At 46.7% G+C, this 12,711-nt stretch carries 12 protein-coding genes; all 12 read right to left on the bottom strand.

Features of this window, described 5'->3' with window-relative positions; all coding sequences use genetic code 11:
• Position 1: 1 nt before the first annotated feature.
• The gene (gene prfA / locus F9B85_RS04180) at positions 2-1,069 is read right to left on the bottom strand and encodes a peptide chain release factor 1 (RefSeq protein WP_151618832.1); all 1,068 of its coding nucleotides are present in this window, start codon (positions 1,067-1,069) and stop codon (positions 2-4) included.
• 154 nt (positions 1,070-1,223) lie between these two features.
• A complete protein-coding gene (rpmE, locus tag F9B85_RS04185) occupies positions 1,224-1,421 on the bottom strand; it encodes a 50S ribosomal protein L31 (protein ID WP_151618834.1) in 198 nt (65 codons plus the stop codon).
• A 132-nt stretch (positions 1,422-1,553) separates the two neighbouring features.
• Positions 1,554-2,507 (bottom strand): peptidoglycan DD-metalloendopeptidase family protein, encoded by a 954-nt coding sequence (locus F9B85_RS04190; RefSeq protein ID WP_151618836.1) that lies wholly within the window; start codon positions 2,505-2,507, stop codon positions 1,554-1,556.
• Positions 2,508-2,665: 158 nt separating this feature from the next.
• Positions 2,666-4,297 carry an outer membrane protein assembly factor BamB family protein gene (locus F9B85_RS04195; protein WP_151618837.1) on the bottom strand — a complete coding sequence of 544 codons (1,632 nt, stop codon included), beginning with the start codon at positions 4,295-4,297 and terminating at the stop codon, positions 2,666-2,668.
• Positions 4,298-4,482: 185 nt separating this feature from the next.
• The gene (glpX, locus tag F9B85_RS04200) at positions 4,483-5,487 is read right to left on the bottom strand and encodes a class II fructose-bisphosphatase (protein ID WP_151618839.1); all 1,005 of its coding nucleotides are present in this window, start codon (positions 5,485-5,487) and stop codon (positions 4,483-4,485) included.
• A 255-nt stretch (positions 5,488-5,742) separates the two neighbouring features.
• Positions 5,743-6,390, bottom strand: a complete 648-nt coding sequence (gene fsa, locus F9B85_RS04205; RefSeq protein WP_151618841.1) for a fructose-6-phosphate aldolase — start codon at positions 6,388-6,390, stop codon at positions 5,743-5,745.
• A gap of 116 nt (positions 6,391-6,506) precedes the next feature.
• Positions 6,507-7,361: a class II fructose-1,6-bisphosphate aldolase gene (locus F9B85_RS04210; protein WP_151618843.1), complete on the bottom strand. Its 855-nt coding sequence runs from the start codon at positions 7,359-7,361 to the stop codon at positions 6,507-6,509.
• Between the two features lie 175 nt (positions 7,362-7,536).
• Positions 7,537-8,208 carry a hypothetical protein gene (locus tag F9B85_RS04215; RefSeq protein WP_151618845.1) on the bottom strand — a complete coding sequence of 224 codons (672 nt, stop codon included), beginning with the start codon at positions 8,206-8,208 and terminating at the stop codon, positions 7,537-7,539.
• Between the two features lie 178 nt (positions 8,209-8,386).
• Entirely contained in the window at positions 8,387-9,148 is a 762-nt protein-coding gene (locus F9B85_RS04220; protein ID WP_151618847.1) for a Yip1 family protein, read from the bottom strand.
• 58 nt (positions 9,149-9,206) lie between these two features.
• Positions 9,207-10,157: a signal peptide peptidase SppA gene (gene sppA / locus F9B85_RS04225; RefSeq protein ID WP_151618849.1), complete on the bottom strand. Its 951-nt coding sequence runs from the start codon at positions 10,155-10,157 to the stop codon at positions 9,207-9,209.
• A 167-nt stretch (positions 10,158-10,324) separates the two neighbouring features.
• Positions 10,325-11,488, bottom strand: a complete 1,164-nt coding sequence (alr, locus tag F9B85_RS04230; RefSeq protein ID WP_151618851.1) for an alanine racemase — start codon at positions 11,486-11,488, stop codon at positions 10,325-10,327.
• 91 nt (positions 11,489-11,579) lie between these two features.
• Positions 11,580-12,650, bottom strand: a complete 1,071-nt coding sequence (locus F9B85_RS04235; protein ID WP_151618853.1) for a lipid II:glycine glycyltransferase FemX — start codon at positions 12,648-12,650, stop codon at positions 11,580-11,582.
• Between the last annotated feature and the right edge of the window lie 61 nt (positions 12,651-12,711).

Genomic DNA, 12,711 nt, shown 5'->3' on the forward strand with positions numbered 1-12,711 from the left:
CTTAGTTCTCCATGGCCTTCATTTTTTCCGCTTGTTCGGTCGTAATGAGGCTGTCTATGATTTCTTCGATATCCCCTTCTAAGATGGCTTCTAAGCGATGGAGTGTCAGTCCGATACGGTGATCGGTGACTCTTCCTTGGGGGAAGTTATAAGTACGTATCCGTTCGGAGCGATCGCCAGAGCCGACCATGGATTTGCGGGCACTGGCCATCTCACCATGTGCTTCTTCTTGCGCTTTTTCCAGCAAACGGGCTCTCAGAACGCGCATGGCTTTGTCGCGGTTTTTGTGTTGTGATTTTTCGTCCTGACAGCTAACGACAAGACCTGTAGGTAAGTGGGTGATGCGCACGGCAGATTCGGTTCGGTTAACGTGCTGTCCACCAGCACCGGAGGCGCAGAAGACGTCGATACGAAGGTCGTTAGGGTTGACGTCGACTTCTACTTCTTCAGCTTCTGGTAAGACGGCAACGGTAGCCGCTGATGTATGGATGCGTCCGCTTGATTCGGTAGAAGGAACGCGTTGTACACGGTGTACGCCTGATTCAAACTTGAGTTTGGAGTAGGCACCTTGTCCCTCGATGAGGAAAGATACTTCTTTGAAGCCCCCGATGTCGGTGTAGTTAGCGGAGAGGACTTCTGTTTTCCAGCCCTGTTGATCGGCATAGCGGCTGTACATGCGGTAGAGGTCTCCAGCAAAAAGAGCGGCTTCTTCCCCACCTGTGCCGGCACGGACTTCTAAGATGACGTTTTTGTCATCGTTAGGATCTTTCGGTAGGAGAAGGATTTTCAGTTCTTTTTCGAGCTCTTCTTTTTTGCTGTTGAGCTCGCTTAGTTCGAGACGAGCCATTTCTCGAATCTCCGCATCCTCTTCTTCTAACATTGATGTGGCATCTTCTATGCCTGTGAGGACGCTTTTGTAAGCCCGATAAGCTTCAACGATTAAGGTCATACCTGATTGCGTTTTGGCATGGCGTTGCCAGGTACTTTGATCGCTGATTACTTCGGGATCACTGAGAAGTTGTGTTAACTCCTCGTATTTTTGTTCTATTGAATCTAGCTTGCTAAGCATTTTTCTTCACCTGTATTTATGATTTAAAACCTAGTGGTAAACTACAGAGGCACAGAGAGTGCAAAGGAGTACCTTTGCTTTGGTTGTAGAAATTTTTGGTTGTTAAAATTACATAGAAAAAGAGCAGAGCTCTTCGCTGGCTCTGCTGATCTTTTTAGAGTCCGTATTTTTTCTTGAACTTGTCAACCCGTCCACCGGCCTCGATAGCACGGGTTTGACCGGTGTAAAAAGGATGGCACTTGGAGCAAATCTCTACTTTGATTTCTTTGCGAGTTGAACCTAGTTCAAAGTTCTCTCCGCAAGCACAGCTTACTTGACTCCGTTGGAAATTTGGATGGATACCTTCCTTCACTGGCGTCACCTCTTTCATATATGACCGAGCCCTTTGTGCAGGCTGTCAGTTTTAATCTTTGATTCACAAAGGGCATTATAGCATGGCTTCGCCTGCTGTGGCAAGGGGGTTTATGGAAGAAAATTATCCTTTTTACAGCCCTAAGCTACGGATGTGCGCTAAGGGGTTGACTGGTTTTTGGTCTATATGGATTTCAAGATGTAGGTGAGGTCCTGTAGAGACGCCTGTAGCACCAACTTGGGCTATAGCTTGGCCTTTTTCAACGCTTTGGCCTTCTTTGACGAGTATTTTAGAGGCGTGGGCGTAGAGTGTTTTGACGCCGTGAGGGTGCTCGATGATTACGGTTTGTCCGTAAACTGGTCTCCACCCAGCGAAGGTTACTTTGCCTGATTGTACGGATCGTATGGTGTCGCCTGTATCGCCGGCGATGTCTACTCCATGGTGGAAGTTATTGTTTCTTGGTCCAAAGGGCGATGTAATTCTTCCTTGCAATGGGGCTTGCATGGTGGAAAGCACTGCACCTCGAGAAGCAAAGGTTCTTGACGTTGCTGGACTTTTGACGTTCTTGTTGTTGTGGACGGCGATGACTTGACCTGGTTTGATAAATGTGTCGGGGTTAAGGTTGTTTATTTTGATTAAATCGTCTAGCCTCATGCCGTAGTAAATGGCTATGTCGTAGAGGGTATCACCTTGGACTACTTTATGGGATTGATTTTCTTTTGATGTTGTTTTAGTTGTTGCTGTTTGTTTCGTGGCAGTTGTTGCTTTCGTTGCTGTTGTAGTTGCTGTGGTGCTTGCTGTTTTGTTTGTTCTTGGGGCTGTTGTTTCTTCTGTGATCTTAATGTTACTAGAAAGGGTTGGTAGGGTTGTTGTGTTTTTGTTGTTTAGCGCTACATGTTCTATAGTTCTAATGGGTAAACTTTCTTTAATATGTTCGCCTTTGAGGAGGCGAAGTAGGGTGTCGTTGTTTACATAGCTTTCGCTGGCTAAGGGATAAATTAGCTGTGTCGCGAAAAGACTGAGGCACAAGAGACTCGAAAGTACGATAGAACCTTTCGTTTTCCAGCCTCTTTTTAGGGGTTCCATAAAAATAATCACCTCGGAATAATCTAGCGGTCCATGGATAGGCTAACCAGAAGCTCCATGGGTTATTCTTGGTGAGGCCTTCTTTCATGGAAACTTTTTCTAAAAAATTTTTCTAAAGTCAAGCCACAGAAGTACAAGAGGGAGCGCTCTGACTAGGGCTATTTCACTTCTATATTGAAGATCTTGCCACCTCTAGAGGCTATCACGATCTGATTGTTAAAGATGGCGGGGCTGGCTTCAATATTAGAGCCTACATTAATTTTATCAATGATGATTCCTTTTTCTGCATCGATTAGGAAGATATTACCGACTGAATCGCATTGTATGAGATAGCCTTGCCCTTCTGCTGTATAAAAGTCTACTGGTGAGGACCAGGCGTATTGTTGCATTTCCCAGCGCCATATTTCTTCACCACTATCTTTATCTAGAGCTACCATAAGACCTCCGTTGTGTGTCTTGTAACGCGATAAAGTAAAGATTACGAGGTTGTTGATCTTCTTTTTGCCCACTACTGGTGTAGCTAAGAGGCCTCCGTTAACATCAGCATTGTAAAAGGCAGGGTATTCTTTGGACCAGGAGGTTTCGCCTGTGAGGCCATCAATTTTTCTCAATAGAGCAGAGCCATTTCTTTTGATTTTATCTACTTCCGTGCCCGTAAAAAGATAGGGTTTTTCTTCTTCAATGTCCAAAACGATGGTGGCGTCGGTGTCATCGGTCATGGGCAAAGCCCAGAGGGGTTCCATATTTTGCAGGTTGATGGCTTGCACACTACCACCATTGTCAGCAAAAAAGGCAATATTTCTGTAAAGGGCTACGGAGTTCTCGATGCCTTGATAGGGGTTACCTCTGATCTGATAGCGATATTTTATTTCTTCAGGTTCAATGCTGATAGTACCTTTTTCGAGGTTAAAGTTCGTGTTCAGTTTTAGATTGTAGAAAAAGCCATTTTCTCCACCGACGATTAAGCTGTCTGTTTTGCTGTTGACTACAGCTGAGCTATCGAAAGCGCCCCAATTACTGTAGGCTAGACGATCTCTGCCGTTGATAAAGTGGAGAAGTTGTCCGTCGATTAAACTATAGATATAGAAGCCGAATTTGTCTGTTTCTTGTATGCCTTGACCTACATATAGTAAGGGATAGCCTCGAGGATCGACGGAGATAGAGCCTTTGATGGGGTTACGTATGTCGATAGGATCGCGTGTAGCTTTGCCTGTTGCTAAGTCTAGAAAATAAATTCGTCCGTCTAAAGAACCTTGTATGACTTCGACGAGGTCTTGGTCTTGAAATTCTTCCTTGATATTCATGATTTTGCGAACTTTTTCTTCCCACTTTACAAGGACAGGTTGGCCTGTCCAGCCTGCACCGGGACCCCAAGAACGTGAGCCTGTTGTAAAGTCCCAGTTGATATGTAAGTTTTCCGGATTTTTATTAACTTGGCCGTAGGCAGGTTGGTTTCTTAAGTGGTTACCTCGAAAAGTTAAGACTCCTTCTAGGTTCGTATAAGTATCATCAAAAAATTGTGATTTCTTATCGTCATAGGAGTAAGTGTCGACTTTGTTGTTATTGATATAGAGGTCATAGGATAACAAGTCTAGGTTCTGCGCTTCTACATCGAGGTAAGTTGAGTTTTTGGCTTTTGCTTCATTGGCTGATGCCGCTGTTAAGCTATCTGCGCTGGTTGTGGAGGTCTGCTCTAATTCTGTCTTTGGATTGACTTGTGCTTGAGAAGTACAGGCTGTCAAGATGAAGGTACATGTTAAGAGTAAGAGAAAAAGTATTTCTTTTTTCACGAGAGGACCGCTCCTTTGTTATCAAGTGGAAATACATCCCAAAGACAACCTATGAAGGTATCTGTAAATCGATGAGTCCTTTCGTCTACTATGCGACCACTAGAGGATAATTAATGCAAAAAAGAGGAAGGCCTTATATGGTAAGGCTTTCCTCTTTTTGTTCTCTTTTTACAATTTTTCTGATTTTATTTGTTTTCTTCTTGCTCTTCGCATTCACAACGACCGCGTCCAAAATAGGGTTTATTTTCGAGGCGGTGTAAGGCGTTGATAAAGCGTACTGTTCCTGTTCTTCCGCGGATGACTACGGTGTGGGTAAGTGCTCCCTGAGAAGTTATTTTTACGCCTTTTAGCAAGCTTCCATCGGTGATGCCTGTAGCGGCAAAAAGGACGCCTTCTCCGCTTACTAGGTCATCGAGATATAAGATTTTGCGGGGGTCTTCTAAGCCCATACGACGACAACGTTCTTCTTCTTCAGGAGATTCGGGGTAGAGTCGAGCTTGCATGTCTCCACCGAGGCAACGTATGGCGGCGGCGGCAATGACGCCTTCAGGAGCACCACCAATGCCCATCATGACGTCTACACCAGAGTCTGGGAAGGCTGTGGCAACAGCTGGCGCTACGTCACCATCTTGAATAAGTTGAATTCTAGTGCCTAGGGCGCGACAGCGACGAATCTTTTCTTCGTGGCGAGGGCGATCAAGAATGACGACGGTGAGGTCCTCTATATCTTTGCGTAAGGCTTCTGCAACGTTTCTGAGGTTTTGCTCTACAGGTGCATCGAGATGGATTTTTCCGACTGCGGCAGGGCCTACGGCTATTTTGTCCATGTACATATCAGGAGCGTGAAGGATACAACCACGTGGCGCGGCGGCTAGAACGGCAATAGAGCCGTTGAGGCCTTTGGCTACTACGCTAGTTCCTTCTACAGGGTCTACGGCAATATCGAAGTCCATATCGCCAGGCTCACAAGTGCCTAGCTTTTCTCCTATGTAGAGCATAGGTGCTTCGTCCATTTCCCCTTCTCCAATAACGACTCTTCCATCCATGCGAATGGTGTCAAAAACAGCGCGCATGGCTTCTGTGGCGGCTTCGTCGGCGGCATTTTTGTCGCCTCGTCCCATCCAGCGAGATGATGCTAGGGCGGCGGCTTCGGTTACACGAGCAAATTCTAGGGCTAGTTCTCTGCTCAAGTCATCTACTCCTTTCTGGTCAGGGTGGTTGGTCTGTGTGGCAAGAGCTTATGACTTCGCTTTGCCATGTATGCCATGATTTAGTTTTGCTCGGGACAGGTGAAAGTCCTTTCCTGCGAACGGGCGTCTCCCACGCTGTTTCGACAGCAAGCTGTCGACAGCTGAGGTCGCCAAGCCCTCTCTCCGGAAAGGTCTTTCCCCTGTCCAGGCACTTTATTTTCTAGAGGTTATGGGTTTAAGAGCTTCTCTCTGTCTCTACTTATCTTTTACGGTTTCCCAGTCTTTGAGAAAGCGTTCTATGCCTGAGTCGGTTAGGGGGTGTTTGATCATTTGTTGCAGTATTTTGTAGGGTACAGTTGCAATGTGAGCACCTGCTCGGGCTGATTCGGTGACGTGGAGAGGGTGTCGGATGCTGGCGGAGATGATTTCTGTTGGGAAGTCATGGATGCCAATGATTTCTGAGAGTTGATTGATGAGGACCATTCCGTCTTGTCCGATGTCATCAAGTCTTCCTACGAAGGGGCTAATGTAGGTAGCGCCAGCTAGGCAGGCTAGGAGGCCTTGGTTGGCCGAGAACACTAAGGTTACGTTGGTGCGGATCTGCTCTTTGTGTAGCTGGGCTGTTGCTTTTAGTCCTTCTGCGTTCATGGGAATCTTGATGACAATGTTGCGGTGTATGGCGGCAAGTTCCCGTGCTTCCTGAATCATGCCTTCAGCTTGGAGACTAATCACTTCGGCTGAGATAGGACCATCTACGATAGAGGTGATTTCCTCTACTACTTGGCGAAAGTTCCGGCCTTCTTTGGCGATTAGGGAAGGGTTGGTTGTTACTCCACTGATTACACCTAAGGCGTTGGCTTCTCTAACCTCGTTAATATTGGCGCTATCTAAAAAGAGTTTCATCTCTTACTGCCACCATAGCACCTCAGTTGGGGTTCTGTCTGAGGGTATGGCGACACTGCCCTCCTTTTGGCTCTGAATCGCTCACAAATCTTCTGCCTCTGTGGGTTTCCTAACTATTAAGCTTGGTTAGAAGATCCGAAGAGGCGGATCTTTTCACGGATGACTTCGCTCATTCTTTCTTTGGCAGGGCCTAAGATTTTGCGAGGGTCAATCTCGTTAGGCTTAGCGTTGATTACATCTCTTACACCTTCTGTGAAGGCTTCACGGAGGTTGGTGTCGATATTTACTTTGCGGACGCCGATCTCGATGGCGCGACGGATGTCTTCGTCAGGTACTCCTGAAGAGCCGTGCAAGACAAGTGGTACATCGACAAGTTTTTCGATTTGGCTAAGGCGTTCAAAGTCTAGTTCAGGACGTCCTTTGTATTGACCGTGTGCTGTTCCGATGGCTACAGCAAGGGCATCGACGCCTGTCTTTTCAACGAAGTAGCGAGCTTCCTCTGGGTCTGTGAAGAGGGCGTCTTTTTCATCTACGTGAATGTCATCTTCTGTGCCGCCGATTTTGCCTAGTTCTGCTTCTACAGAAACACCAACGGCGCGGGCTACGGAGAGAACTCGGTTAGTCAAGGCAATATTATCTTCTAAGGCATGCTTAGAGCCGTCAATCATGACAGAAGTAAAGCCACTGCTAATACATTGGACACATTGTTCAAAGCTCGTACCATGATCGAGGTGCAGAGCTACAGGAACGGAAGCTTTATCACCAGCTAAGCGCGCTAGCGCTACGATGTAATCAAGTCCGGCATACTTGATAGCACCCTGGGAAGCTTGAATGATGACGGGAGCTTTTTCTGCTTCGGCGGCCATGATGATAGCTTGGACAATCTCCATATTATTGCAATTAAAGGCACCTACGGCATACTTTCCTTCTTCTGCTTTGGCCATTAGTTCGGCCAGTGTAACCATTGGCATACTTTTAATTCCTCCTTAGTTTTATAGTGCCCCTTACGGGGATTGTTCTTTGTGAGTTAGTATTTGTAGTTTCTTCTATTTTACTTCAATGATTCCAACATATTCCTAGTCAGCGGGCCATAATAAAACCGCAGGCCATCTTGTGATGAGGTCCACCCGCGGTTTGGGTACACTTTTATGTGGATTTTTTGCTTCTACGTCTTCTCGTTCCTCGGTTGTTGCGGGGGTGCGAAAGAGAAGGTCCTTCTATTTGTACTTCTTTTACTCTCTTGATCATTTGTAGGTCATGGTCTGATTCGGCATAGCAGACGTGGTTGTTACTACAAACTTCACAGCGCAGTTCTACTCGATCGGGGTAAATGTCTACGTTGATCTGGTGACTGCTACAAGTGCAATAGAGTTTGCCATTCTCTGCGATAGTATGTAGGTATTCTAAGATGCCGTACATAACTTCAGGGTTCTCAAAATATTCGACGACACCTAAGTTTTCCGCCATTTCTCGCAAAGATTTGTCTTGTCTCATAATAGCTTCTTTCACTTTGTCTCGAGGGCCAACGAAGCCTATCTCAACAAGATTCTCTTCGCAATGTAGCACTGACAGTTGCTGTGACCATAACTTCTCTCGTAAGTACCAGAAAAGGTGTTGGCTTTCGCACATGATGCAATGGGCTTGTAGGTAAAAGCGCTTGCGGTCCTTAGTTCCCACCGTCATTAGTTTTGCTCCGCAGGTGCAGTTAATCTGCTGAGTCCTTTGTTTAGCAAAAGTAAACAGGGAAATCCCGTGAAAATCGATGGCTCCACAAGTCTGACAGCGCAAAGCGACGATGGTCATAGTGGACACGATCATGTGGATAACCCCCTTTCCTTACCCCTTTATTTCAACGTTCCAGTGCAAAATCCTGCTTTTGTAAACAAGTTGGTGAATCTTTTCGCTATCTTTAGAAAATAAGCTTAAGGAATAGAAAGAAGACCTACCATTTCTATGGTAGGTCTTCTCTAGGGCAGATCTTTTTGTTGTTACGAGGTTATAAAAGACCTGGCAGACTGCCTATGGCAGGGATGGTTAAGATGATCAAGATGACCAAGGTGATGATTATAAAAAGCATAAAGATAAAAGGAGCAAAAAAGGTCAGGACAGAGCGTGTTGTGGAAAGTTGTACTGATTGTTTGATAGCAAAAACTTGTAAGACTACTGTCCATAGGGAGATAGCTAGGAGGCCAAGCCACTCTAAGGTGTTGCCACCAGGTAGAATTTCGGCGATAAGGCGCAGGGGTGATGTGAAAATGGTAGGTAAAGAAGCTAGGCCAAGGGTAACTAGTAAGCCTTTGGCATTGCCTTTGCCACCAAGGAGTTCACCGATGAGATTGTAAATTCCAGCCATGAGCAACCACATGACCAGGCCAAAAAAAGCGCTGATTAAGGCAAAGACGGTCGCAAAAGCGCCAGCTAGGGCTACAGGTACGCCTTGTTGCTCTAAGGACGCCATATCACCAGGTCCCATGCTCAAATTGACGACGAGGGAAATTATAGTGCTGATAATGATGACAGCAAAGGCTAGGCCTAGTGGTTTTTCTCTTGAGGCGATGGCAAAAGCTTTGTTCGGTTCTGCTAGGACGTTATATATGTAGTCCCAGCTGGTCCACTTTGGTTCTGGCTTCGGTGCTTCGAATTGTGGTGTTTCTAGTTGTGGTTCTTCTGGTCCAACTGGAGTAGGGTTAGAAGAAGATTGATTTTCTTCTTCTGGCTTTCGGGGATCATCTACTGTGGGAGGTTTTTTTTCGTCCATGCTTTCCTCCTTCAGTCTTTAGGAAACTTTTTTCAACCATTTGCAAGATGCTGGCTTTTTAGCGAATCAGGGGTTCTGTAGTTTCCAATGTACGCAGGTAGCGGGCTAAATCCTCCATGGAAAGGTTTCCATTTCCAGAAAGACCACCTAAGGTAGATTGAAAAAGCATCCCCCAGGGGCTGACGCGTCCATATTCTCGAACATTGGGGCTATCAATACCAGCTAGGTCTGCGGCAATTTCTACAGCATCGTAAAAGTTGCCTAGCTCATCGACGAGGCCTACTTGCTGGGCTTGACGGCCTGTGAAAATACGTCCGTCAGCAAGTTTTCTAACTTCTTCTTCCGGAAGGTTTCTGCCTTCAGCGACGACATAGACAAATTGCTCGTAAATATCGTCTACCATTTCTTGTAGAAGTTGTCTCTCTTCTACTGTTCTTTCTCGACTAGGAGAAGTGATGTCTTTGTGAGGTCCGCTTTTGATTGTTTCGGAACGATAGCCGATTTTGTCATAGAGCTCTTCGAGGTTAACGAGATCGATGATTACACCGATTGAGCCTGTTGTGGTAGCTGGATTGGCTACAATTTTGTCTGTTCGAGCGGCTATCCAGTAGCCACCGGATGCGGCCGTATCTCCCATAGATGTTACGACAACTTTGCCTTTTTGGCGTAAGCGGTCTACTTCTTGGGCAATTTCTTGGGAAGCCGCCGCTGTTCCGCCTGGTGAGTTGATGCGCAATACGACTGCTTTAACAGTTGGATCTTCACTAATCTGGCGTAATGTATCGATGATTCTAGGACCACCTGTAGCTAAGATTCCTCCTGAACCACCAGAGCCAGAAATGAGGCCTTCGATGCGTACGACTACAACGTCGTTACTGCCACCGCCACGAGTAGCTGGTCCTTCTTGACGAGCACCTCGCTCGGGTCCCAAGCCTAGTGCGAGGGCTAGGATGGAAAAAAGGACTACCCCGATGATGGCGATGACGATTGGCTTTTTGTTACTTGTCATTTTTTGGGGGTTGAGGCCTCCTTTCGTCGTCCTTGACTTTGGTTAAGATGCCTTTAGTTATTTTGTGTTAGCTAATCTTTGCCGGGACAGTGTGAAGCCAGTTCCTACGAACGGACTGTTCCCACGCCGTTACCGCCAGCAAAGCTGGCGACGGCTGAGGTTGTTTTCTAGTTGGTAGCAACTTGTTTCTGTTTCTGTTTTTCTTCTTCTGTAGATTTATATACTCTTGGTAGGGTGGCGTTGATGATTGTTCTTCTTGCTGGGAGGTCTACGATGTCGCCTATTTTGACGTTGGGGATGTCGGTTATGTCTACCATGGTGAATTGCATGGCTACTTTGCCTACGACGGGGGCTTTTTTGCCGTGGATGTGGGCTACTCGGGCGTTGTTTCCTACTCTGAAGTAGGCGGCTGTTGCTTTGAGTAGGACTTTGGTGAGATCCCAGACGCCTACTGGTACTGATACTGGTTCGGTCTGGAAGCCGTCAACGTAGCCTACAGGGAGTAGGGCTATTTTGATGGGGCGCTTGGCGATAAAGGCTCTTCCGTAGCCCACACCGTGTCCTGCGGGGAGGTCGGCTAGGTGGGCTACTTTGGTTTTGAAGGACCAGACTTCTTTTAGCTTTATGTCTTCTTTAGTTCTGACGCCTGGGTTTTGTCCGTATAGCAATGTTCCTGCCCGTACGGCGTCAAAATGGTATTGGGGGTAGGCTAGTGTAGCGGCAGAGTTGGCGACGTGTTTGATAGGTACGTTGACGCCTTCATCTTCGATGTAGTGCATGGCTTCTCTAAAAGCGGCTACTTGGTGATGGACAAAGGTGCGATTTCCTGTGGCCGCTGTTGCGAGGTGTGTAAAAGCTCCTTCTAAATATATCTCAGGATGGGCCAAAATAGCCTCGATCATGGCTGTGACTTGTGAGGGAAATAAGCCCGTTCTTCCCAAACCTGTTTCGATTTTGACATGAATGGGATATTTTTGATAGCCCTGTTGGCGAACTTTTGCGGCAAGTGCTTGTAGGTTTTCTATGGTGGAAATGGTTGGTGTTAGTTCATGCTGAAGGAGAATTTCCATGTCACCTGGGGCTGTGGGCCCCATAACTAAAATGGGAGCTTCTATGCCCTCTTGACGCAGTTCTACGCCTTCATGAACGTGCGTTACGGCTAGTCGATCGATGCCGTTTTTTACAAGGCATTGGGCAATTTTAACACTGCCACAGCCGTAAGCGTTGGCTTTAACGACGCCGAAGATTATTTTGTTGCCTGCTAGTTTGCGCACTGTTCTGGCGTTGTGGGCTAGGGCGTCGAGGTCGATTTCTACCCATGTCGAGGTCATTGTTGATCACTGTCCTCTAGTTACTTTATAACGAGACAGTGTGAAGCCAGTTCCTACGAAGGGACTGTTCCCACTGTCTAGAGAATTTTTTTTACCGTCTGACGATGGAGAGTATCTTGCGAATCGTATTCTGATATAGTGGTTCGGCGAAGTTCCAGAAGTGGTAGAAGAAGGGTTGGTAGACGCGGTCGTATTCGCCTATGAAGCCTACGTGGTCGCCGCTGAAGCCTTTTTTGAAGCGCACGAGGCCGTAGAGATGGTGACTTTCGTCTACTTCGTGCCCGGGGACGCCGCGGAAGTCGTAGAGGGTACAACCTTGTGATTTGGCCCAGCAGATCATTTTCCATTGGATGAGGTAGTTAGGCATGACGTTGCGGTGTTCGTTAGAGGAAGCGCCGTAGATGTACCAGGCTTTGTCGCCCATGATGAAGGCTAAAGTTCCGGCGATGACTTTTCCTTCGTAGCGGGCGATGAATAGTTTAGCTTGTCCAGCTGGCACGAGGCTGTCCCAGATTTGTTCGAAGTATTCGTAGGAGCGAATGAGGAATTTGTCGCGAGTAGCTGTTACTTTGAGGACGTCGTAGAAGATAGGTAACATGTCACGACCACAGTTTTCTTCAATGGTAACACCTTTGCGTTCTGATAGTCTTATGTTGTACCGTGTTTTCGAGTGAAAACGGGCAAAAATTTTATCTAGATCGTCGGATATGTCAAGGCGAAAAACATAGCGTGGTTGAACGCCTTCAAAGCCTTCACCCTTGTCGAGGGACCGAAAGTGACGGCTTTGGAGGAATTTTTTCCAAGCTTCATTTTCATCTGGAATGTCGGGGTCGATTTTTAAGAAGATGGCGTCTTCTCTTTTGGCTAGATCTTCAATAGCTTTCAAGAGATGGTCTGCCGCCGCTGGTTGGGCTGGATCGATGACTGGGCCTCTCGGAGCGTAGAAAATATGCTTACCTAAGCCGGGGATGCGCCGTTTGAGGATGGAGGCGGCGGCTACTGCCTGTCCTTGATCTTCTACGAGCAATCGGTGAGGTTGCCAACCTGTTTTGGCTTTCACGTCTCCCCATTCCCAGCTTTGTAATACGTGGCCTTTGGGATGAGTGGACATGAAGCGATTAAATTTTTCTTTGTCTTGAATGGTCAGTTCGTAGGCCTGCAAGGCTACTCCTGCCTTTCTTTTATTATTTGTTATATTTTTACATTAACCATAAGAGGCCTTT

This window comes from Heliorestis acidaminivorans, assembly GCF_008933955.1.
GTDB lineage: Bacteria > Bacillota > Desulfitobacteriia > Heliobacteriales > Heliobacteriaceae > Heliorestis > Heliorestis acidaminivorans.

Bases quoted from the DNA above. Each gene is read 5' to 3' on its own strand.
- prfA (WP_151618832.1), bottom strand. From the start codon at position 1,069: ATGCTTAGCAAGCTAGATTCAATAGAACAAAAATACGAGGAGTTAACA.
- F9B85_RS04190 (WP_151618836.1), bottom strand. From the start codon at position 2,507: ATGGAACCCCTAAAAAGAGGCTGGAAAACGAAAGGTTCTATCGTACTT.
- fsa (WP_151618841.1), bottom strand. From the start codon at position 6,390: ATGAAACTCTTTTTAGATAGCGCCAATATTAACGAGGTTAGAGAAGCC.
- F9B85_RS04210 (WP_151618843.1), bottom strand. From the start codon at position 7,361: ATGCCAATGGTTACACTGGCCGAACTAATGGCCAAAGCAGAAGAAGGA.
- F9B85_RS04215 (WP_151618845.1), bottom strand. From the start codon at position 8,208: ATGATCGTGTCCACTATGACCATCGTCGCTTTGCGCTGTCAGACTTGT.
- F9B85_RS04220 (WP_151618847.1), bottom strand. From the start codon at position 9,148: ATGGACGAAAAAAAACCTCCCACAGTAGATGATCCCCGAAAGCCAGAA.
- sppA (WP_151618849.1), bottom strand. From the start codon at position 10,157: ATGACAAGTAACAAAAAGCCAATCGTCATCGCCATCATCGGGGTAGTC.
- alr (WP_151618851.1), bottom strand. From the start codon at position 11,488: ATGACCTCGACATGGGTAGAAATCGACCTCGACGCCCTAGCCCACAAC.